Source organism: Paraburkholderia sp. J7, assembly GCF_905220155.1.
Lineage (GTDB): Bacteria > Pseudomonadota > Gammaproteobacteria > Burkholderiales > Burkholderiaceae > Paraburkholderia.
The window spans coordinates 22,424-43,967 of the sequence record NZ_CAJMYZ010000032.1; the positions used below are offsets into that span (position 1 = coordinate 22,424).

Annotated in this window: 23 protein-coding genes and 1 pseudogene; 14 read left to right on the forward strand and 10 right to left on the reverse strand. The window is 61.4% G+C overall.

What is annotated here, in order from left to right; translation table 11 throughout:
- The first annotated feature begins 723 nt into the window (after positions 1-723).
- The 10 genes from U5A58_RS35755 (at position 724) to U5A58_RS35800 (ending at position 11,165) form a co-directional block, all read left to right on the forward strand.
- Positions 724-2,421, forward strand: a complete 1,698-nt coding sequence (locus U5A58_RS35755) for a 5-guanidino-2-oxopentanoate decarboxylase (RefSeq protein ID WP_321964906.1) — start codon at positions 724-726, stop codon at positions 2,419-2,421.
- Positions 2,418-3,938: an aldehyde dehydrogenase family protein gene (locus tag U5A58_RS35760; protein ID WP_321964907.1), complete on the forward strand. Its 1,521-nt coding sequence runs from the start codon at positions 2,418-2,420 to the stop codon at positions 3,936-3,938. Before U5A58_RS35755 ends, U5A58_RS35760 begins: the two co-directional genes overlap by 4 nt.
- Before the next feature lie 135 nt (positions 3,939-4,073).
- Entirely contained in the window at positions 4,074-5,171 is a 1,098-nt protein-coding gene (locus U5A58_RS35765; RefSeq protein ID WP_321964908.1) for an ABC transporter substrate-binding protein, read from the forward strand.
- Between the two features lie 5 nt (positions 5,172-5,176).
- Positions 5,177-6,103, forward strand: coding sequence for an ABC transporter permease (locus U5A58_RS35770; protein WP_321964909.1), 927 nt, complete (start codon positions 5,177-5,179; stop codon positions 6,101-6,103).
- Positions 6,100-6,942 carry an ABC transporter permease gene (locus U5A58_RS35775; RefSeq protein ID WP_321948439.1) on the forward strand — a complete coding sequence of 281 codons (843 nt, stop codon included), beginning with the start codon at positions 6,100-6,102 and terminating at the stop codon, positions 6,940-6,942. Before U5A58_RS35770 ends, U5A58_RS35775 begins: the two co-directional genes overlap by 4 nt.
- Before the next feature lie 37 nt (positions 6,943-6,979).
- Positions 6,980-8,053, forward strand: a complete 1,074-nt coding sequence (locus U5A58_RS35780) for an ABC transporter ATP-binding protein (RefSeq protein ID WP_321948440.1) — start codon at positions 6,980-6,982, stop codon at positions 8,051-8,053.
- Positions 8,054-8,097: 44 nt separating this feature from the next.
- Positions 8,098-8,922 (forward strand): transporter substrate-binding domain-containing protein, encoded by an 825-nt coding sequence (locus U5A58_RS35785; protein ID WP_321964910.1) that lies wholly within the window; start codon positions 8,098-8,100, stop codon positions 8,920-8,922.
- A gap of 43 nt (positions 8,923-8,965) precedes the next feature.
- Positions 8,966-9,727 carry an amino acid ABC transporter permease gene (locus U5A58_RS35790; protein ID WP_321917007.1) on the forward strand — a complete coding sequence of 254 codons (762 nt, stop codon included), beginning with the start codon at positions 8,966-8,968 and terminating at the stop codon, positions 9,725-9,727.
- Entirely contained in the window at positions 9,727-10,383 is a 657-nt protein-coding gene (locus tag U5A58_RS35795; protein WP_321948443.1) for an amino acid ABC transporter permease, read from the forward strand. The genes U5A58_RS35790 and U5A58_RS35795 overlap by 1 nt, the downstream gene beginning before the upstream one ends.
- Positions 10,384-10,439: 56 nt before the next feature.
- On the forward strand, positions 10,440-11,165 hold the full coding sequence (locus U5A58_RS35800; protein WP_321964911.1) for an amino acid ABC transporter ATP-binding protein: 726 nt from the start codon (positions 10,440-10,442) through the stop codon (positions 11,163-11,165).
- Positions 11,166-11,226: 61 nt separating this feature from the next.
- Here the strand turns inward: U5A58_RS35800 and U5A58_RS35805 are convergent, their stop codons facing one another.
- From U5A58_RS35805 to U5A58_RS35835, 7 genes are all read right to left on the reverse strand, one after another.
- The gene (locus tag U5A58_RS35805) at positions 11,227-11,505 is read right to left on the reverse strand and encodes an acetate--CoA ligase family protein (protein ID WP_415774343.1); all 279 of its coding nucleotides are present in this window, start codon (positions 11,503-11,505) and stop codon (positions 11,227-11,229) included.
- A gap of 332 nt (positions 11,506-11,837) precedes the next feature.
- Positions 11,838-12,224, reverse strand: coding sequence for a RidA family protein (locus U5A58_RS35810; RefSeq protein ID WP_321940152.1), 387 nt, complete (start codon positions 12,222-12,224; stop codon positions 11,838-11,840).
- A 60-nt stretch (positions 12,225-12,284) separates the two neighbouring features.
- Positions 12,285-13,034 (reverse strand): IclR family transcriptional regulator, encoded by a 750-nt coding sequence (locus U5A58_RS35815; RefSeq protein WP_321917015.1) that lies wholly within the window; start codon positions 13,032-13,034, stop codon positions 12,285-12,287.
- A gap of 100 nt (positions 13,035-13,134) precedes the next feature.
- Positions 13,135-13,887 (reverse strand): amino acid ABC transporter ATP-binding protein, encoded by a 753-nt coding sequence (locus U5A58_RS35820; RefSeq protein WP_321964912.1) that lies wholly within the window; start codon positions 13,885-13,887, stop codon positions 13,135-13,137.
- On the reverse strand, positions 13,884-14,528 hold the full coding sequence (locus tag U5A58_RS35825; RefSeq protein WP_321917018.1) for an amino acid ABC transporter permease: 645 nt from the start codon (positions 14,526-14,528) through the stop codon (positions 13,884-13,886). The genes U5A58_RS35820 and U5A58_RS35825 overlap by 4 nt, the downstream gene beginning before the upstream one ends.
- 21 nt (positions 14,529-14,549) lie before the next feature.
- Complete coding sequence (locus U5A58_RS35830; protein WP_321917019.1) at positions 14,550-15,266, reverse strand: amino acid ABC transporter permease; 717 nt, start codon at positions 15,264-15,266, stop codon at positions 14,550-14,552.
- 51 nt (positions 15,267-15,317) lie between these two features.
- Complete coding sequence (locus tag U5A58_RS35835; RefSeq protein WP_321940150.1) at positions 15,318-16,154, reverse strand: transporter substrate-binding domain-containing protein; 837 nt, start codon at positions 16,152-16,154, stop codon at positions 15,318-15,320.
- 362 nt (positions 16,155-16,516) lie between these two features.
- On the opposite strand from U5A58_RS35835, the gene U5A58_RS35840 reads away from it, so the two are divergent.
- Positions 16,517-17,344: a DUF4377 domain-containing protein gene (locus tag U5A58_RS35840; RefSeq protein ID WP_321964913.1), complete on the forward strand. Its 828-nt coding sequence runs from the start codon at positions 16,517-16,519 to the stop codon at positions 17,342-17,344.
- Here the strand turns inward: U5A58_RS35840 and U5A58_RS35845 are convergent.
- Complete coding sequence (locus tag U5A58_RS35845) at positions 17,341-17,679, reverse strand: tannase/feruloyl esterase family alpha/beta hydrolase (protein WP_321964914.1); 339 nt, start codon at positions 17,677-17,679, stop codon at positions 17,341-17,343. The genes U5A58_RS35840 and U5A58_RS35845 overlap by 4 nt on opposite strands.
- An 11-nt stretch (positions 17,680-17,690) precedes the next feature.
- Between U5A58_RS35845 and U5A58_RS35850 the strand changes: the two genes are divergently transcribed.
- The 3 genes from U5A58_RS35850 (at position 17,691) to U5A58_RS35860 (ending at position 20,319) form a co-directional block, all read left to right on the forward strand.
- Complete coding sequence (locus tag U5A58_RS35850; protein ID WP_321964915.1) at positions 17,691-18,116, forward strand: hypothetical protein; 426 nt, start codon at positions 17,691-17,693, stop codon at positions 18,114-18,116.
- 518 nt (positions 18,117-18,634) lie between these two features.
- Positions 18,635-19,009, forward strand: coding sequence for a hypothetical protein (locus U5A58_RS35855; protein ID WP_321964916.1), 375 nt, complete (start codon positions 18,635-18,637; stop codon positions 19,007-19,009).
- A 137-nt stretch (positions 19,010-19,146) separates the two neighbouring features.
- Complete coding sequence (locus U5A58_RS35860; protein ID WP_321964917.1) at positions 19,147-20,319, forward strand: sialidase family protein; 1,173 nt, start codon at positions 19,147-19,149, stop codon at positions 20,317-20,319.
- Between the two features lie 110 nt (positions 20,320-20,429).
- Here the strand turns inward: U5A58_RS35860 and U5A58_RS35865 are convergent.
- Positions 20,430-20,798, reverse strand: a pseudogene (locus tag U5A58_RS35865) (FMN-dependent NADH-azoreductase); the annotation flags it as partial.
- A gap of 333 nt (positions 20,799-21,131) precedes the next feature.
- The gene (locus U5A58_RS35875; RefSeq protein WP_321964918.1) at positions 21,132-21,392 is read right to left on the reverse strand and encodes a DUF4148 domain-containing protein; all 261 of its coding nucleotides are present in this window, start codon (positions 21,390-21,392) and stop codon (positions 21,132-21,134) included.
- Between the last annotated feature and the right edge of the window lie 152 nt (positions 21,393-21,544).

Genomic DNA, 21,544 nt, shown 5'->3' on the forward strand with positions numbered 1-21,544 from the left:
AGGTCGAAACGGATGCATGTAGCCGGGCTGGCAATGCTGTTACGAATGTCGCCGAACGCCTGCCTCCACACCTCAATCCGCTCTTGCCCGAGAAGCATTGAAGGATCCCCACATCTTTAATTTCCTGGCGTTGGCGGAAGGCGCTCAGGAGCGCGCGGAACCAGCTTGCCGAGCATCCATCAGATCGAGGCCGAATTGCGCCCTGATCTTCCGGGCACCGCGGCACAGTCTTCGTTGATCAGCAGCTTGTCTTTCTGGCCATCCTCGAGGGAACAGGACGGACCATCTCCGCTTGAACCGCCGAACCGAATTGCCCAAGCGTCAACTGGATGATGGGGCGCGATTCTTATATTCGTTGAAAAATTTTGGGCAACTTTGTCTGTCTGCGTTCGAGCCAAATCGCCAATCGACGATCTCCGCAGGTCTTGGCACGCCATCTTCGGCATGGGTTTCTCGTTGTTAACGCCCCCACGCACCCCGATGCGCGTGAAGAAATCCACCATACGGGTTTTCATCAGTCCATGAGGCAAGTTCATGCACCTCATGAAAACTTATCGATTGTTCGCACCCACGCCGGCGCTGAAAATGGCCTCAGCAAAACGGTGTACATGCTCAAGGCTAGTGGACTGGCATCCATCGCGCGTGCATGCGCCCCTGAGCAGGTATCGGGCAATATCCACCGGCACCCCTGCCGGCTCACACCAGACAGGAACGCGACAACCGATGAATTACCCCGACAACCCTGCCCGCCTGGATGAGGCCGGCAATCGCACGACGAATCGGCTGCCTATACCCGATCAAACCTGTGGCGAAGCACTGGTCTCCCTACTCGAGGCGTATGGCGTCGAATACGTGTTTGGGATTCCCGGCGTGCATACAGTCGAACTGTATCGGGGCCTCGCAGCCTCGGCGATCCGGCACGTGACGCCACGCCACGAACAAGGCGCGGGCTTCATGGCCGACGGTTATGCGCGTGTGACCGGCAAGCCGGGCGTGTGCTTCATCATTACCGGACCGGGCATGACGAACATCGCAACGGCGATGGCCCAGGCCTACTCCGACTCGATCCCGATGCTCGTGATTTCGAGCGTCAACGCGCGACGCGAGTTGGGCACGGGAGCCGGACGTCTGCACGAGCTACCGTCACAGCGCGACGTATTCGCGGGTCTTGCGGCGTTCTCTCACACGCTTTTCGATGCCGCCGAATTGCCTGAGGTTCTGGCCCGCGCGTTCGCCGTATTCGAAAGCGCGCGGCCAAGGCCGGTGCACATCGAAATGCCCCTCGATGTGATCGTTGCGCCGGCGCCCCGCGTTCCCGGCCGCCGCGCCGCATTGCCAGCGAGACCCGCGGCGAGTGCAGCCGCCCTCGCCGCGGCCGCCGACCTGCTTGCCAGTGCGCGCCGGCCGCTGATCCTCGCGGGTGGCGGAGCGGTAGGCGCCGCGGCGGAACTGCGTGAACTTGCCGAACGCCTGCAGGCGCCAGTCGCACTCACGACCAATGCCAAGGGCCTGCTGCCCCCTTCCCATGCGCTGCTGGTTGGCTCGACGCAGTCGTTGCCACCCACCCGCGCATTGATCCGGGAAGCGGACGTGGTGCTCGCGGTGGGCACCGAACTGGGCGAAACCGACTATGACGTGGTGTTCGATGGAGGCTTCGCGATCGACGGCCGCCTGATCCGCATTGATATCGACGCTCAGCAACTGGCGCGCAACTTCCGTGCGGACGTGCCTATCACAAGCGACGCACAACAGGCGCTTGGCAGTCTCTCGATGAGGCTGCATGAACGCACGGTGCGCGCCGGGGAAGGCGGCGACTGGGGGGCGGCCCGCGTGGCGGCCGTTCGCGGCGCGCTTGCCGCTACGTGGGATGCCCCAACGATTGCGCAGCGGCGCCTCATCGACACCATCGTCGACGCGCTCCCCGACGTCATCATCGCCGGGGATTCGACGAGTCCCGTCTACGCCGGCAACTTCGTGCATGACGCACCGGCACCGCGCTCCTGGTTCAATTCGTCGACCGGCTACGGGACGCTCGGCTACGGCCTGCCCGCCGCCATCGGCGCCAAGCTCGCGGCACCTGAGCGACCCGTCGTATGCCTGATCGGCGACGGCGGACTGCAGTTCACGTTACCAGAACTCGCGAGCGCAGTTGAAGCGAGAGTCCCGGCCGTCGTGGTGCTGTGGAACAACTTCGGCTATGGCGAGATCCGTAAGTACATGACTGCACGCAACATCGTTCCGGTTGGCGTCGACATTCATACGCCCGACTTCATCGCGCTCGCGCGCGGCTTTGGATGCGCTGCCTGCCAGGCAGACAACCCCGACTCCCTGGCCGCGCAACTGCGGCTCGCGGCGGTGCGTGATGTACCGACGGTGATCGAGGTCAGCGAAGCCGAATGGTTTGCAAAGGTGCCGGCATGAACGCCGAAACTTTAGCGCGGGCGGCTCTAGAGCCATCAGGCTCGCTGCGCACCCAGCTCTATATCGACGGCTGCTGGTGCGCGGCAGAAACCAGGCGCCGTCTGCCTGTCGTCAATCCGTCGACTGAGCAGATCATTGCCGAGGTCGAGGCCGCCGGCCCCGATGACGTCGATTGCGCGGTACGGGCCGCGGCCCGTGCGCTGCCTGCCTGGAAGCGCACGACTGGTACCGCACGGGCGTCTGTCCTTCGGGCGATCGCGCACGGCGTCGAGGCGCGTCGCGCCTGTCTCGCCTCGCTTCAGTCGCTGAACAACGGCAAACCCTTGGCCGAGGCGCAGATCGATGTCGATGACGTCGTCGCCACGTTCAACTACTACGCGGAGCTCGCGGAACAACTGGATCAAACCGGCGCATCCGGCGTAGCGATCCCCAGCAGCGCCTACCAGGCGCAGATCCGCCGAGAACCGGCCGGCGTAGTCGCGCTGATCGTGCCGTGGAACTTCCCGATGGTGACCACCGCCTGGAAGCTCGCGCCGGCGCTCGCCGCGGGCTGCACCGTGGTGCTGAAACCCTCCGAGGTGACGCCGCTGCCCGAACTGGAGCTTGCCGCCATCATCGAGCAGGCCGGTGTACCTCGCGGCGTCGTGAACGTCCTGACCGGCACCGGAACGGAGGTCGGCGCCCCCCTTGCGGCGCACCCGCTCGTTGCGAAGGTCTCGTTCACGGGCAGCACCGCTGTGGGTACGCAAGTGATGAAGACAGCAGCCGATACGATCAAGGGCGTCGGGCTCGAACTCGGCGGCAAGTCGTCAATCATCGTGTTCGCGGACGCGGACCTCGAGCTGGCCGCCGATCTCGTCATGGCGGGCGGATTCTTCAATGCGGGGCAGATGTGTTCTGCGACGTCGCGCGTGCTCGTCGAGCGATCGGTCCAGGCCGAGCTTGTCGCTCGTCTCGCCGATCGTGCGACGCGCACCGTGGTCGGCGATCCGTTCACGGCAGGTGTGCAAATGGGGCCGCTCACGAATCGCACCCAGTATGAGCGCGTCAAGCGATTCATCGAGCGCGGCAAAGCCGACGGCGCGCGCCTCGTCATCGAGGGCGAGGCGCCGGCCGGTCCCGGATACTTCGTGAAGCCGACGATATTTGTCGACGTCCCGGTCGACAGCGTGTTGTGGCGCGAAGAGATCTTCGGGCCTGTGCTCTGCGTGCGCAGCTTCGACACGGACGAAGCGGCCGTCTGCGCCGCGAACGACACCGAGTTTGGCCTCGTCGCGACGATCGTCACCGGGGACGCCGAACGCGGCAAAAAGATCGCCGGCGAACTCGAAGCCGGCGTCGTCTGGATCAATGCACCACAATTGATCTTTCCTCAGACCTCATGGGGCGGCTACAAGCGCAGCAGCGTTGGCCGCGAACTGGGTCCGTTCGGGCTCGCGGCGTTCCAGGAAATCAAACAAATCCTGATGCCAGCAGCGGAGCCGCCTCACGCGGCGCAGAACAGCGGCGGCGCATGAGCTTACGTCATGGCGCGCATGCAGAGATTTCGTTTGCTGCGTGTTTTTGACCCACCTACAGTTGATTGACCCGCCGCGTTACCGAATGGCGGCCAGAGCGGACACCCAGACACACGATTGATCCAGGAGACAATCATGCAGGACTCCAAATTGACTAGAAGGCAAGCCATCAAGACTTTGGGGGCTGCGCTGGCAGTGTCCGCGCTGCCGATGCCGTTTATCCGCACCGCGAAGGCACAGGAGAAGCACTTTGCCGGCAAGACGCTGCGACTGCTGACGTGGTCCGACGACACCGGTGCTGCCGCCCTGCGCAACATAGCCAACACATTCAGCGCGAAAACCGGCGCGCAGGTGATCGCCGACCGCGCGGACGGCACCTCCGGCATGGTCGCCAAGGTGAAAGCCTCCGGCGATCGGCCGACCTACGATGTGATCACGCTGGCCGGCGTCGGCGCGTCGGGTCTCGGCGAAGCTGGCCTTCTGACGAAGCCGGAGCTGGACAAGCTGCCGAACCTCAAGGAGGTCGCGCCGCAGTACCGCACGGGCGCGAACGGATTCGGCGTGGGCTACCTGCTCTGGTCGGACGGGCTGATCTACAACACGTCGACCGTCAAGGCGCCTCCCGCGAGCTACGAGGCGCTATGGGATCCGAAATATTCAGGACGCCTGTTCCTGCCGCCACCCGAATGGGCCGAGGCCGTGGATCTCGCGATCATCGCGGCGAAGATGAACGGGGGCTCGCAGCAGAACATCGAACCTGGGTTCGCGAAGCTCGCGCAACTGAAGGATCGCGTCATGACGCTCGGCGAGAACCCGAACCAGGTGGCCGACCTGTTCCGCACCGGCTCGCTCGATATCGGCGGCATCTATTCCCCGGCGTTCTTCCCCGATCAGATCCGCAAGCCGGAGTACAAGATGGGCGTGACCTACGGCATGAAGGAGGGCTTCGCGAGCCAGTTGATGTTCACGGTGATTCCGAAGGCGCACCCCGGTGACGTTGACCTGATTCACGCGTTCATCAACCATTCGCTCGATGCGGGCGTCCAGGGCCGCATGGCCGCGGACGTGCTCAACGGTCCCGTGAACGGCAAAGCGATGATCCCGCCGGAAAGCCGTGCGTTCGTGCCCTCGCCCCAGCAGATTGCCGAGAAAGCGGTGCTGCACGACGACAAGGCGCTGGCCGCCGTTCAGTCCGCGTGGATCAAGCGCTATACCGAGCTCTTTGCGGCCTGACGGTCATGCCAACACTCTCTTCGAGCCGCGCGGGCGCAGCGGCTTCCAGCGACGACGCCCGCGCGCAACACGACATGCCGCCTGCGCTTCCCCGCGTGCCGCCGTTGCTGCTGCTCGCGCCCATTCTCGCGTTTCTCGCCGTGCTCGTCGCCGCCACGATCGTAGTCCTGCGCATGAGCTTCGGCGTATCGGGCAACGAGTGGCATACGTGGACGCTGCAAAACTATGCGGACCTCGGCGACACGTACTTCCTGCGCTCGCTGTGGCTCACGCTCAAGCTCGCGTTCCAGAGCATGGTGTGCGCCGTGGTGCTCGCGATTCCGGTCGCGCTGGCCATGGCGCGCACGCAGTCGCGGCTCGCGCGGCGGCTCCTGCTGGCCGGTGTGCTGTTGCCGCTGCTCGTCAACCTGCTGCTGCAGGGTTACGGCTGGCTCGTCATGCTCGGGCCGTCGGGGCTCGTCAATCACGTGCTGCTGTCCGCCGGCGTCATCCAGCGGCCGATACTGTGGCTGTATCGCGAGAACGGCGTGCTGCTCGGCCTGATCCAGACCGCGTTCCCGCTCGCCGTACTGCCGATATCGAGCGCCATGCGTGCGATCTCGCAGTCGTACGAAGAGGCGGCGGCGACCCTGGGTGCCACGCGCTGGCAGACGCTGCGCCACGTCATGCTGCCGCTCGCCATGCCGGGGCTCGTGTCCGGCGCGCTGCTCGTGTTCGCCTATAACGCGAGCGCATTCGCGGTGCCGCTGCTGCTCGGCGGACGCCGGGTGCCGATGCTTGCCGTGCTCGTGCACGACCAGGTCGCACCGCTGCTGAACTGGCCCGCCGCGTCGGCATCGGGCGTCGTGCTGATGGTCGCGACGCTCACGGTGATGGCGATCTCGCAGCGGCTCGCACACAGACTCCAACGTCATGGGGAGTCCCGCGCATGAGCACCCTTCGTATTCCCGCGACGATGCCCGGCCGGCTCGGGCGAGTCACCAGTCTCCTTGCGACGATCGTGCTCTTTCTCGCCGCATTGCCGATACTGACGTTGATCACCATGTCGTTCGGCAATTCAGACACGCTCGAATTTCCGCCGCAGAGCCTCAGCCTGCGCTGGTATCACGCGGCGTGGCACACGTTCGTGTCGCCAGACGCGGGGGACGCGCTTTCGATGGGCACCGCGTTGACGACCAGCCTAATCGTCGCCGTCTCGACGATGCTGATCGCAACCGCCGTATCGGTGCCGGCTGCGTATGCGCTGTCGCGCTACCGCTTTCGCGGCAAGGCAATCGTCGAGCAACTGGTCGCGCTGCCGCTCGTGTATCCGCTGGTGATGCTGGGCCTTTCGCTCCTGCTGGTCTTCAATGTGTTGCCGACGGACCTCGGCGTGCTTCGGCTCATCATCGCGCACGTGATCCTCGCCCTGCCGTTCACCGTGAAGAACTGCGCTGCCTCGGTCGCGTCAGTCGGCGCCGAGTTCGAGGAAGCGGCATTCGTGATGGGCGCAAGTCCGCATCGCGCACTCCTCGATGTCGTGCTCCCGCTCATGCGACCCGGCATCCTGGCCGGCATGCTGTTCGCGTTCATCATCTCGTTCAACGAATTCACGGTGACGTTCTTTCTGTACAGCATCAACACGATGACGTTGCCCGTGTGGCTCTACAGCCGGACCGTCTCTTCGCTGGACCCGACCGTGTTCTCGTTCGCCGTTGTGATCGTGATGGTCGACTTTGCTCTGATCTGGCTGCTGGAAAAGCTCGTCGGCGACAAAGGCGTCGCAATCTGATCCGTGCCCGTACATGAATGCGCAATAAGGAGTTCTCATGACCCAACTCTCACTCCAGGCCGTCACGAAGCGCTTCCACAACACATTTGCCGTCGATCACGTCGACCTGAGCGTCGCGGACGGCAAACTGGTCTCTTTCCTCGGACCGTCCGGTTGCGGCAAAACGACGTTGCTGCGGATGATCGCGGGACTCGAGACGCCGACCTCGGGCTCCGTGATGTTCTCGAACCGCGATCTGACCCACGTGCCAGCGAACCGGCGCGACTTCGGCATGGTGTTCCAGTCACTCGCGCTGTTCCCGCATATGACCGTCGCCGAGAACGTCGCGTATCCGTTACGACTGCGCGGCGTCGAGCGCGGCGCACAGGCGAAGCGCGTCGCCGAACTGCTCGAGATGATCCAGCTCCCGCATATGACGAACCGGCCCGTCACGCAGCTCTCGGGCGGGCAGCGGCAGCGCGTCGCGATCGCCCGTGCGATCGCCTCGGCGCCCAGACTGCTGCTGCTCGACGAGCCGCTGTCGGCACTGGATGCGAAGCTTCGCGAAGCGATGCAGGTCGAGATCCGCTTGTTGCAGCAGCGGCTTGGCATCACGACGATCATGGTCACGCACGACCAGCGCGAAGCAATGACGATGGCCGACGAGATCGTCGTGATGGAAAAGGGCCGCATTGCACAGGTCGGCAGGCCTCTCGACATCTACCGCGATCCCGTCAATGAATTCGTCGCAGACTTTATCGGTCTCGGCAACATCCTGCCGGTGACGCTCGATGGCACGGACCGGATCGCACTGCCCGGCGGCCGGACGATCGCCGTGAGCGCCGCATCGCGTGCGCGGGGACCGGCAGGCGATATCCGCCTGCTGATCCGGCCAGAGGACATCTGTGTGCGCCCCGCGGCTTCGCCCCCGGGGCCGAATACGGTTGCCGGCAAGGTCTTGTTCGTGCGCGATGTGGGCGCATCGATCGAGGCGACGATCGACTGCGACGGCTTCACGCTGACTGCGGCGACAACGCCGCGCGAGACGCCCGACATCGCGATCGGCATACCAGTGCTTGCGGAGTTGCCAGCCCACGCCTGCAGGCTGATTGCGGCGCGCAGCGTCCACTGAACGCTATTTCCCCTCAATAGAGCAGTCACAGGAGCCATACCGTCATGAACACCCCGGCCTTCATCACTCTTCCCATACAGCGCCTGCTGGCGCGCACCGCCGCTTGCGTGGCGCTTACCGGCATGGCCGGCCTCTGCACGTTCGCCCCGCTCGCGCATGCCGACGCGCTCGATACGATCGCGAAATCGGGCGTCGTGCGCATCGGCGTCTTTGAGGACTATCCGCCATTTGGTTCGATCGGCCCCGACATGAAGCCGCAAGGCTACGACATCGATGTGGCCAACCTGATCGGCAAGGCGCTGAACGCGAAGGTGGAACTCGTTCAGGTGACAGGCGACAACCGCATGGCGTACCTCGCGGATCACAAGACCGACATGCTGCTTTCGGTTGGCCAGACCCCTGAGCGCGCCAAGGTGATCGACTTCTCGCAGCCTTACGCGCCCTACTATCTCGCGGTATTCGGCCCCAAGTCGCTGCCCGTGAAGAATGCGGCAGACCTGGCCGGCAAGACGGTTGCTGTCGCGCGCGGCACACTCGAAGACCTGAGCGTGTCGAAAGTGGCTCCGCCCACTGCGACCATCAAGCGCTTTGACGATCCGAACGGCGCGATCTCCGCGTTTCTGTCCGGTCAGGCGCAATTGCTCGTGGTTGGCAACGACGTCGGCGCAACCATCATGGCGCGTCATCCGGCCAACGATCCCGAACAGAAGTTCTCGCTCTTCAGTTCGCCGGATCACGTCGGCATGAACAAGAACGAGCCACGCCTGATGCAGAAAGTCGACGAGGCCATCGCCACTTCGAAGAAAGACGGCACGATGAATGCGATTTCGCAGAAGTGGCTGCGCGCTCCGCTGCCGACGAATCTTTAATGTTGGACGTGTTTTCCTCCCCTGAAATACGGAAGGCGCCGCGATGACCTATACGTTTGATTTCAGTGACTTCGGTCTGTACGCGGGCATGCTCGCGCGTGGCGTCGAGGTAACGCTTGGCCTCACGGCCGTCTCCACGATACTGGGCGGCGTGGTCGGCATCGTGGGCGCGAGCATTGCCGTCGCGGGACCGAAGTGGAGCCGCGCGTTGATTGCGTCCTATGTCGAGCTGATACGCAATACGCCTTTTCTCGTGCAGCTCTTTTTCGTATTTTTCGGACTGCCGAGTCTTGGGGTACAGATCGACGAGATGCAGGCGGCGGTATTGGCCATGACGGTCAATCTGGGTGCCTACGCGACGGAGATCGTGCGTGCCGGCATCGACTCGATTCCGCGCGGGCAGAGTCAGGCTGCGATGGCGCTCGGCCTGCGCGGCCGCCAGGTGTTCCGCTACGTCGTGCTGCCTCAGGCGCTTGCCAACGTCTTCCCGGCGCTGCTCGGCCAGGTGTTGATCGTCATGCTCGGTTCCGCCGTCGTGTCTCAGATCTCGGTGCCCGACCTGACCTACGCAGCAAACTATATCCAGTCGCGCAATTTCCGCTCGTTCGAGAGCTACGTGATCGTCACAGTCATCTATCTCCTGCTCTCCATCGTGATGCGGCTGTTGATCAACCGGCTGGGCAAAGGCCTCTTTGCTGGCAAGGCGCTTCGCGGCGCGGGCAGCACACCGCGCGGGCGTCTGCGCACACTGCTTTCGTTGCGCGCCCGCGCGGCGGCCTCCCCTCTTCCAACGGAGCGTTCGTAATGGTCGAGTTCACCTTATGGGACATCGCGCGCAATCTGCTGTTCGCCGCGCGCTGGACGGTCCTGCTTTCGCTCGCTGCCTTCGTCGGCGGTGGTTTGACGGGTCTCGTGCTGCTGGCAATGCGAGTGTCGCCGGTGCCGTGGCTGAGACGCGTCGTGATGCTGTACGTCGAGGTGTTTCAAGGTACCCCGCTGCTGATGCAGTTGTTTCTCGGATTCTTCGGCTTGCCTCTGCTCGGTGTGGACGTGTCGCCCTGGCTCGCCGCCACCGTGACGCTCACGTTGTATACGGGCGCTTATCTTGCCGACATCTGGCGCGGGTGTGTCGATGCCATACCGCGAGGGCAATGGGCGGCGGCGGCCAGTCTCGGGATGACGTGGCCCCAGCAGTTGCGTTACGTGGTGTGGCCGCAGGCATGGAAGATCGCCGTGCCGCCCACCGTCGGCTTTCTTGTGCAGGTCGTGAAGAGCACCGCGCTGACATCGATCATCGGGCTCACCGAGTTGACCAAGACCGGCACCATGATCACGAACGCCGCGTTCCGTCCGTTCCCGATCTACGCGATGGTCGCGCTGCTGTACTTCGCGATGTGCTTTCCGCTCACCTGGTATGCGCGCACGCTCGAGCATCGCTACCAGGCCGGCCGGCATCGGTGAACTCAACGTAAAAACGCGACACTGCCTAGCCAACACTCCCAGACGCAGGTTTCAAAATGATCTCTATCAGCAATGTTTCCAAGTGGTATGGTCAGTTTCAGGTGCTGACCGACTGTACAACTGAAGTGAAAAAGGGCGAAGTGGTCGTCGTATGCGGCCCGTCGGGCTCTGGCAAATCTACGCTCATCAAGACGGTCAATGGACTCGAGCCGTTCCAGAACGGCGAGATCAGGATCAACGGCGAGTCAGTGGGCGATCGAACGACCAACCTCTCCCGGCTGCGCTCGAAAGTCGGGATGGTTTTTCAGCACTTCGAACTGTTTCCGCACATGTCGATTACGGGGAACCTGACGCTGGCGCAAATGAAGGTCCTGGGCAGAGGGCGTGATGAGGCGGCCGACAAGGCGCTGCGGCTACTGCACCGTGTTGGCCTGCGCGCCCATGCGGACAAGTATCCCGCTCAGCTCTCCGGCGGACAGCAGCAGCGTGTGGCGATTGCCCGCGCGTTGTCGATGGATCCCATTGCGATGCTGTTCGACGAGCCCACTTCGGCACTCGATCCTGAGATGATCAATGAGGTTCTGGACGTGATGGTGGAACTGGCGCAGGAAGGCATGACGATGATGTGCGTCACACACGAGATGGGCTTCGCCAGGAAAGTCGCGCATCGGGTGATCTTCATGGACCGCGGGAATATCGTGGAAGACGACCTCAAGGAGGCGTTCTTCGAGCGCCCGAAGTCCGACCGCGCGAAGGATTTCCTCTCGAAGATACTGCACTAGCGCGGGCGGGAATATCGACCGGCCGAGGCCGGTCGTCACCTGCTACGAACTGTGTGATTTTTCAGCCCGCGTGGCTTGTGTCTGCAAGAACGGCAACGCCATCTGCCACCCGCACGCCCTGCCCTTCGGCAAGCACGAAGATCGGGTTGATTTCTGCCTCGAGCAGCGTATCGCCGAGTAACGCGATCTGCGAGAAAGCTACGATCGCCGACGCGAACGCGGAAACATCGTCATTCTGCCGCCCGCGACAACCATCGAGAAAAGGCCCAGTTTTCAGCTCGCGAATCATCACGTTCGCTTCGTCGAGCGAGAGTCCCGACCCGCGGTCAACGCGCCACATCGTCGCGTGTTGCTGACGTCCAAAGGCGCCAGCGGTCCTCTTCCTGTGCTTCCCGGGCCGCGCGCTGGCCACGTCAATGTTTTGTCAATTGGCGTCGCGCAATCAGCGCGCTCTCACCAGTGACCGGGAGAATGCGGCCAGCGCGAGTCGACCCGCCGTTGCACTGCGGGCCGCAACGACGCAGCTTCATTCTGGAGCATCACGGGCCTGCGTAACGCGCGGAAGTCAACGAAGCTTTAGTGGGTTGGCTTGACGCAATACCGGGTACCGGCCTTGCGCGTTGACGAGACGCGCATGCCGGGTTGATGCAGTGCAGGCGATCACTCGCGCTTTTAATTTTGCGGTGCTTTATAGGCTACGCAATCGACTTCAACCTTGCAGTCGATCACCATGCTCGAAACGACCGCCGCGCGTGCGGGTGGATACTCGCCAAAGTACTCACGAAACACCTTGTTGAAAGAAGCGAAGTCGCGCGGGTCATCGAGCCAAACCCCGCAGCGCACGACGTGTTCCGCACCATAGCCCGCTTCGTGCAGGATCGCGAATACGTTCTTCAGCGCCTGATGCGATTGCTCAACGATGCCGCCGTTAATGACTTCGCCGTTTTCCATCGGCGTCTGACCGGAAACGAATAGCCAGCCATTCGCCTCGACAGCACGTGCAAATGGCATGTGCTGGCCACCCGTTCCTTTACCGCCTTCTACGCCATAACGCTTCACACTCTCACTCCTTCTCACATTGTCTGATTGATGGCCGAGCTGCTTTCAACGCACCCGGAACTACCTAAGCGATAACGCCTTCGCGGACTGTAGAAGGTCTTCGAGCATCGCGGATCGCCTCTCCGGGCTCGTATCGCGACTCGTCATGAAACAGAGCGCCGCAATCGGAAAGCCTGCGCGGTCGCGGACAGGCGCCGCCATGCAGAGCCGAAAGGCATTCGACAAACCCTCTGTGCAGCAATAGCCCTGCTCTTTCGCGAGCTGCACTTCCTGAAAGAACCCGTTAAAGTCGATACGAACCCCGTTGTCGAGGACGAAATCGTCGCCGGGAATTAGCTCCCGGATCTCGTCCGCATTCAGGTGGCCAAGCAACAGGCGTCCGGTCGCGGTCCATGGAATCGGCACCCTCACGCCAATGTCCGAACTAATGTTGAAAGGACGCGCGCTGCTCTCCGACAACACGACGGTATATTTATTGCCCTCGAGCATGCACAACTGCGTAGTCTCCTCATACTTCCTGACCAACGCCAGAATGGCTTGATGAGAGCGGCTGATCAAATCGTTGTGAGTTGCATAGTCAGACCCGTAGTAGTGCATTTCGCGCCCAAAAAACACGCTACCATCCGCGGTGGTCTCGAGCCAGCCAACCCCGGTGAGAATCGTAACCAGTTCATAGATGCTCGAACGAGGCGCACCGGTTGCATCGATCAACTCGCGCATCGTCATTGGCCGCTGGGCTATATGCAATTGCCGAAAAATTTCGACGACGCGGTCTACGCCTCTGGCGCGCGATGATTCTCCAACAGCCATGCATTCACTCCATCAAGGCGTTCGTAAAGTCGATTCACTGAAAACACAGCTGAGTTTACCGTACGCGAACCTTCGCAAGAGCGACGTGCGGGTTTCAGCGTCAATGGTCGAGTACCCTGTGAAGAAACTGCTTCGTGCGCTCGTTCGAAGGATTGACGAAAATCTGCTCGGGCGCGCCCTGCTCGGCGATCACGCCCTTGTCCATGAACACAACGCGGTCCGCGGTCTTGCGAGCAAAGCCCATTTCGTGGGTGACAACCACCATCGTCATGCCGTCGCGCGCCAGGCCGCGCATGACTTCAGTGACCTCGCCAACCAGTTCCGGGTCGAGTGCCGATGTCGCCTCGTCGAAAAACATGATGCCTGGCTCGACCGCAAGCGCTCTGGCAATGGCTACCCGCTGTTGCTGGCCACCCGACAACTGGCTTGGATAGTGCTCTGCGCGTTCCGCGAGACCAACACGGTCAAGCGCTTCCATCGCGCGCTTGTGTGCGTCGGCGGGATTCATCTTGCGAGCCTTGATGAGCGCGAGCGTGACGTTCCCAAGCGCAGTCTTGTGCGGAAAAAGATTGAACTGCTGGAAAACCATGCCTACGTGACCACGAATTTCGCGTGCACGGCGCGGGTCATGAAGCGGAACGTCGTTGACCCAAACTTCGCCCGAATCCGACGTTTCGAGTCCCGCCATGATGCGCAGCACCGTACTCTTGCCGGAGCCAGACGCTCCGATCAGCACCAGAACTTCGCCTGACCGGACATCGAGATTGATTTCCTTCAGCACCCGGGTCGAACTGAACGACTTGCTGACGCCCGTGAGTGAAATGATGGGCCTGGTTTGAGTTTGATCGCTCACGACAGTCTCCTGCGGTCATGGTGGCGCACCCACTGTGAGAGCGGGAAGCACACGGCAAAGTAAATGAGTGCGACGAGTCCGTAAATTTCGACAGGCTTCCCAACCCGGTCCACGATGGCCTGGCCACCGTGCATCAGTTCGGACATACCAATCATGCTGACGATCGACGTGTCTTTGATGAGCGAAAGATATTGACCAACGAGCGGGGGCAGCACAATCCGCCCGGTCTGGGGCAGCACAACTGAGGAAAACGCCTGGACCTTCGAGAGACCGAGAATTTGCGACACCTCCCACTGCCCTTTGGGCACGGATTCGATGCCGGACCGGAACACCTCGGCAATGTAGGCGCCCTGATACACGCTCAACCCGATTACCCCGGCCGCGAACACGTCGATGGCGTACCCGAAGTAGGACACTCCGAAGTAGATGAACATCAAGGTGATGAGCACGGGTGTACCGCGAAACAGCTCCGTATAGAGCTTCGCGATGCGGGACGTGCCCCACGGTCCGAACGACCTCAAAACAGCGGCGAAAAGGCCAATCAGGGTACTGCATACGATGGCCGCCACGGAAAGCAGCAGTGTCGTCACCAACCCTTGCAGCAGGATGGAAAGACTGGTTTTCAGCAGTTCAACGGACATAATCCAGCTCCGATGCGAAGATCAAGCTCGGTTGGTTCGGCGGATCCAGAAGCCCCCTGAACGGGCGCGAGGCCGGATGAGAAGGGGGGGATGAAACATGCGCGCTCCGAGTTGGCTCGCCAACCAGGACAGTGCGTTGCTGAGCACGAGATAGGCGACAAGCGTCACAGCGAACGTCTGAATGTAGAGAAGGGTTCGCGAGTTGATCACGGTCGCGGTTCCAGTCAACTCCGGAAGCGCGATGGCGGACAGGAGCGATGTGCCGAGCAGCAACTGAATCAGGTAGTTGACGATGGCGGGATATACCGCCCGCGCGGCTTGCGGCAGCACGATTTCCGTGAAAATTTGCCTGCGCTCCAGCCCGAGAATGCCGGCGGCCTCCAGCTGGCCACGCGGCACAGACTGGATGCCCGCACGAAACACTTCCGACAGGTAGGCGCCGACGTTGAGCCCCAGCGCAATCACGCCAGCCCAGTACGCGTCCAGTGAAATGCCAGCCGAAGGCAAGCCAAAGAACACAATGAAAATCTGCAACAGGACAGGCGTATTGCGGATGATTTCGACATAGCCGCGAGCGAACCATCGAAACGGCGCGACCGGACTGATGCTGGCAAGCGCGGCCAGCAGGCCGAGCGACACCGCCAATACGAACGCAAGCAGGGTCACCTGCAGCGTCAGCCAGCCTGCCCGCAGAAAGTCAGGCACGTAGCCCCATAGTGTCAGCCATTCGTAACTCATTTCCCTCTCCAACTCGTTTGAGTCTCTTGCGCTGCTAGCATCACGCGCCACTTAGAGCTGCGGATTCAGCGCGTAGCGCGGGTCGGTGCCGAACCACTTCTTGTAGAGTTGCGCGTTCAGCTTCGACGCATTGATGTTGAAGAGGAACAGGTTCAGGTAATTGACCCACGCCTGGTCTCCGGACTTGACGCCAAACGCGTTGTACTCGAGCGGAACGAGAGATTCATTGGTGACGGCGAGTTCAGGGTCGAGCTTCGCCTGATAGGCCAGGAAATTGTTGTCTTCGATCATCGCGTCAGCCTGGCCCTGCTTCACGGCGAGGATCGCGGCCTGCGAGCTGTCGTATTCCTGAATCTTGACCGCCATGTTCAACGCCCGCACTTCGTCGCCATTCGTCGAACCCTTGACCGTGGCGATCGTGCGATTGCTCATATCCTTGATGGACTGAATCCCGCTGCTCTTCTTGACCAGCAGCGCCTCACTGGCGACGACATAGGGCGTCGTGAATTCGACGACCTTTGCGCGCTCGAGATTGCGCGTGAAATTGCAGAACACGACATCGACCTTGCTCGTCTGCAGGTTCGGAATGCGGTTCGCGCTCGTCGTGTTTACGATCTCGAGCTTTACGCCCATTTCTTTGGCGAGTTCCTTTGCGAGATCCACGTCGTAGCCGTCGGGTTGACCGTCTTTGTCATAGAAACCGAAGGGCGCGAACGTCAGGCAATCGCCAACGCGCAGCGTGCCACGCTGCAGCACGGCCTGTAGCGTCGACGAGGAGGCCGCCCCGGCTTGTCCGGGCGTAGACACCTTGGTGCAGCCCGTCAACGCGAGCAGTCCAGCAACAGCGAACAGGAAGGCAGTCTTGACGCCGTGTTTTGCAAGTTTCATGTACAGGCCCTAATCGGAGGTGGGTATTCCGGCACGGATGCGTCGGTTCCAGCGCTCTCGGCAGGCCTCGGAACCCACTGGCTTATGCATCCACATTGTCCGATATACCGGACACGCGTCTGATTAACCGGATTAAGGCGAAGTTTTAGGCACTGAAAATGGTGAGGCAAGTGGCCTGAACCCTAATTGCATTTTTATTTTTGTTCGGGCATCGGATCCGATGGCGACCAGGGGCACGGGACGTGGAGGCTATGTCAACCCGGTGCGGCGGCTCCGGGTTGTACCATGCGTTAGATCGTCAGTTCTTCCGGTGAGCGATCCGAGCCGCCTGTAACACCCACTGGACCAGCAGAGGTACCGACGTGAAATGCCACCTGCTCTTGCTGACATTCGCTATTGCCGCCTGCTCGCCGATCCATGAAACGGGTGCCCCGGCTACGCCAGCGATAACGTCTGCTTCCGCCCCCGCCCCCACAAGCGCGACGTCGACAGTCGGCACCGGGATCCTCACCCAGTACCACTGGCAACTCAACGACGCATTCGATAGCAAAGGCAAACGCATCGATGCGTTGTTCGCCGACACGAACAAGCCCGTGCAGTTGGACTTCAGCGCTGACCGGCTGAACGTGGTCAATAGTTGCAACAACATGGGCGCCAGTTACAGCATCAAGAAAGGACGGCTGCAAATTGGCCAGATGGTGAGCACCATGGTGGCGTGCCCGGATCCCGCCCGCGCCGCGCTCGATAGCGCCATTGCACAGCGGCTGCAGGGCAGCCTCAGCATGAACCTGCTGACACGTGGCAACACACCGCGCATGCAGCTAGTTACCGACCGTGGCGACACGTTGAGTTTCACCGGCGTACCCACGGCGCAGACGCGTTTCGGCGGCCCCGGTGAAATGACCTTCCTCGAAGTGGCCGCACAGTCCGTACCGTGCCAGCATCCACTGTTTCCGGACAAGCAATGTTTGCTGGTACGCGAACGTCACTTCGACGAACAGGGTTTGGCCACCGGCACGCCTGGTGAATGGCAATCGCTGTATCAGGATATCGAGGGCTATACCCACACCCCTGGAATTCGCAATGTCCTGCGCGTAATGCGCTACACCGTCACTAACTCACCCATCGACGGGCCATCGGTCGTTTATGTGCTGGACCTGGTGGTCGAATCGGAGAAGGTCGGGAACTAGCCGGCCTTCGCCGATCCATCAAATGCAATCCGTAAATATGCCTTATATTGAAAACTACAATTGATTACCCATCGATACAGCCTCGCACGCGACAGCGGCCGCGTGCGGCCTGGCACACCTGCGGTATCGGTGACCAGCCGGTGCACCGGCGCCGTCCCGTGCTCGACCAAGTTCTGCAGCGTTGTGAGCGAATCCCACGAAGCGTTGAACTCGGTGCCCACTGCGTGCTGCAACCCGGCAATCCCATAGAAACGCACGAACGACTCGAAGCCCATCCTGATCAGCAAGCACTGGTAGTAGATCCCTGTTGCCCGCGTGCTGACGGTCTGGTCCACGGTGCCGTGCGTTGTCAGCAGCTTTGCCGCCGCGGCGCATGATGGGTGTCACGGACGAACTCGTTGCTGATCTGCCGTATAACGCCAGCATCAATATTCCGCCTGATCTGGACGCCTCGTCCGGCACCGTCGTCAAGCTCGCCGATGGCACGACCGCGACGGGCACCTTCAATCAGCATCCATTCATTCTGGCGAACATCGGTCAGTTCGGGAGCTTTTGGCATGAGCGGCGCGGCTCGGCCGTGGTGTTCTTCGCGCTCGTCGGTTTCGATGCGGTGTCCCACCCCCGCAGAGGAAGCCGGACGCCCAGCTATCGCCCCTCGTCGGGCGACTGCACGGTGCTAACCGGCCGTTCGCCCGATCCGGCTCCAGAGCGGCGACTCTCACATCGGCGAACGCGTACTTACGCCCCATTGCCGACAATCGGCTCGTCGTAGTTTCAAAGGCAGGTACCCGAGGCCGCTTTCTGCGACCACGAACGCCAGGTTTCAATGCCATCCGTTCGTCACCCTCGGGCAGCAAAAAAACGCCGATGCTACGGCAAAACGCCGTGTGTCGAGGTCGCGGAGGTCGGAGCCGTAATCGAAGTCACAATCATCTACAACCCAGCCGCAGTCGAAATGGGCCATTCAATGCAGAACGCTTCGATTCAATATTAAATACGTACTCCGAATAAAATATCAATGCAAATAATCCCTGTAAATATCAAGTGGCATGCTTCTGCAAGCGCATACATGTTTTGACGGTTGTCCTGCAATCCCCGTACCACGCCAATCGTAGCGGGGGCGCCATGTGATGAACCTGAATCCGTAATGAATTTTTCACACAAATGCTGCTATCGCGACCTAGTGTGTGTTTTGGTAGATGCATCGCTGCATGTCCTGGTGGACGGTAGCAAGCTCTGGTTTTGCGGTGGGCAATGCACAGGCGTTTTCCCCTTTTCGCGAGGCTCAGAATGAAAATCAATATCAGACGCTTATCCCGATCAACTTTCAATGGCATGGCAGGCGGTTGCGTCATTGCGTTGGTGTGCTCGATCGGCCCAGGCGCACATGCGCAAACGCTGGGTTCGCTAGTACAGGTAGCTGCGGGCGACCCATTTAGCGGATGCACGGCAGACAAGGTGAACGCGCAGCAGTCGGCATTCGGCAGCGTCCTGTATCCTGCAACCTCAATCGAGCCATGGATTGCGGTCGATCCGACCGACCCGTCTCGCCTCCTCGTCGGCCACCAGCAGGATCGCTGGATCGACGGCGGACACGCGGGCTTGTCGGCGTCGTCTCCAGCGATGCGGGCAGTACCTGGTCGAATTCGATTCCGTCCGGCGTGACTGCGTGCACCGGAGGCAAATTCCGGCGAGCTTCCGATCCCTGGGTAGATTTTGCGCAAGACGGAACGGCCTTCTTCTTCTCTCTGGTACTGGACCCCGCGCAGCCGACGACTCCTTTCGGAGCCCGAAATAGCGGGATGCTGGTCAGCCGCTCCGCTGACCACGGCGCGACGTGGCAGCCTCCCGTTACACTGATCCGCACCAACTCGCCGCACGTGCTCAATGACAAGAACTCGCTCACTGCGGATCCGACCGCGAATAAATACGTCTATGCGGTCTGGGATCAGTTGAGCGTGTTCCCGCCAACGAAGGAAGGCGCCCAACTGCTCGCGCAAAATGACGGTGTTGAGATCGCGCGCCAATTGGCGGGCCTTTCTTCGACATGTGGGACGCCGCCGTGCGCAGGTGGTGCCCCCTTCTCCAAATTTAGTTTCACCGGCCCGAGCTTCTTCTCACGGTCCACCGACAATGGGGTGACATGGAGCACAGCCGCACCGATCTACCAGCCGGGCACGAACGCGCAGACAATCGACAACATGGTGCGCGTGCTGCCTGATGGAACCCTGCTCGACTTCTTCACCGCGATCAACGTCACGCCATCGCCCCTGAGCATCGGCTATATCAAGTCGACGGACAAAGGTGCGAACTGGTCGGGGCCGACGTTCACCAACGATATTCATACGGTCGGCGGCGTGGTCACCGGCGTGGTGACACCTGACAGCGGTCAGCCGATACGCGACGCCGCCATTCTCTACAGTGTCGCTGTGAACCCGGTCTCGGGGGCTATCTATCTTGCCTGGCAGGACGACCGCTTTTCGTCCGGGACCTGCACCACGCCCACCGGATCGATTCCGATCGTCGGGATCGTCTTCAGCGAGTCGGATGACGGTGGGGCCACCTGGTCAACACCCGTGATGATCAACAAGACGCCGCCGAACGGTACGAACTCCTGCCGTCAGCAGGCTTACATTCCGGCGATAGTGCCGTCGGGCGACGGCAATACGATCGTGGTGACCTACTACGACTTTCGTAATGACACGAACACGCCTGTGGGCTTCGAAGGCAGCGACTATTTCGCAGTGTTCTGCTCGACCGCCACTGCTTGCACGAACTCCACCAATTGGGGTAACGAACGGAAACTGACTGACGCCTCGTTCAACATCCTTAACGCACCCGTAGCGGGTGGCCATTTCCTCGGCGACTACATGGGTCTGGCCGCTAGTGGACCCAAAACTATTTACCCCTTATTCGGCGTCGCCACGAATGCCAACGTGACGGCCGAATTCACCCGCAAGATCACATTGCCATGAGCGCAAACGGCGGCGACTAAAAAACGCCACTGGCGCAAGCCAGTGGCGTTTTTCACTGCATCGACCCACCGCCGTCAGGAGCCACCGCGGCGGCGGCGAGAAGGCAGCCCTTACACGGCGGCAATCGCTTCGCGGGCGGAAGCGAGCGCCTCGCTCGCTGCGTCTGGGCCCATCGCCAGGCCTTCGGCATGGATGAAGCTCACGTCGGTCATGCCGAGGAAGCCGAGGAACGACTTCAGGTACGGCGTCTGGCTATCGTGCGGGGTGCCGTGGTACTTGCCGCCGCGCGCCGTAACGACGTAGGCCTTCTTTCCGAGAACGAGGCCTTCGGGCCCGTTTGCGGTGTACTGGAACGTGATGCCCGCTCGCGCGATGAAGTCGAAGTACGTCTTCAGTTGCGACGAGATGCCGAAGTTATACATCGGCGCGCCGATCACGATAACGTCCGCGGCTTGCAGTTCTGCGATGAGCGCTTCTGCATGCCGCCGGCATTGCAACCGAAATCGCTCGACGTGGTCAGCCTCATGGTAGTGGGCGGCGCAAAACACGCTGGGTTGTGGAGCAGACCATCCCTCGTGGCTTCACAACTTCCGCCGACTGCGCATCCGCTTCGAGCAGCTCGCCTTCATCCACGAGGCTTTCCTCAGAATCGCCTGCTGAATCATATGCTGGCGACACCTGCAAAAGTCATTCTATTAACACCTCTTAGACTCGAATGCTTCAAAGCATGCGCTTCGCGGCGCGCATTAGAACGCGCTTGACGAACATTGAATGTCCATCAAGCGCTATCGGAACTACCGTACAACACCACATCAATTGTTTTGCCAATTTGGGGCGGTCGCGGGTGCAGCCTGGTGCGCCGCGGCGGCGGCCGCAACGCGTGCCTGTGCCGCATGCAGGTCGGAAGGATATTTGTTGTCGCGTCCGGTCGGTTTGTAGCCGGCCTTCACGAGTTGAGCCAGTTCCTCGCGGACCTGGTCGCGCGTGGGCGATCCATTCGATGGTTGAGCGAAAGAAAGGGCCGGTATCAATAGGGCGGCAGCAAGCGCGGCCAATATGAGTGTCCGGTTCATGGTCTGTGCCTCCAGCCAGGTGCCAGCGCTACGGCCCCGGGGTGGATCGCAAGCTGGCACCGCTAGCTTGACGCGGCAGACTTAAGGAATAGTTAACGCCGAACGGGCGACTTGTAATCTCCGCATAAGCCGCTTACTTACGGAGGCCTGAC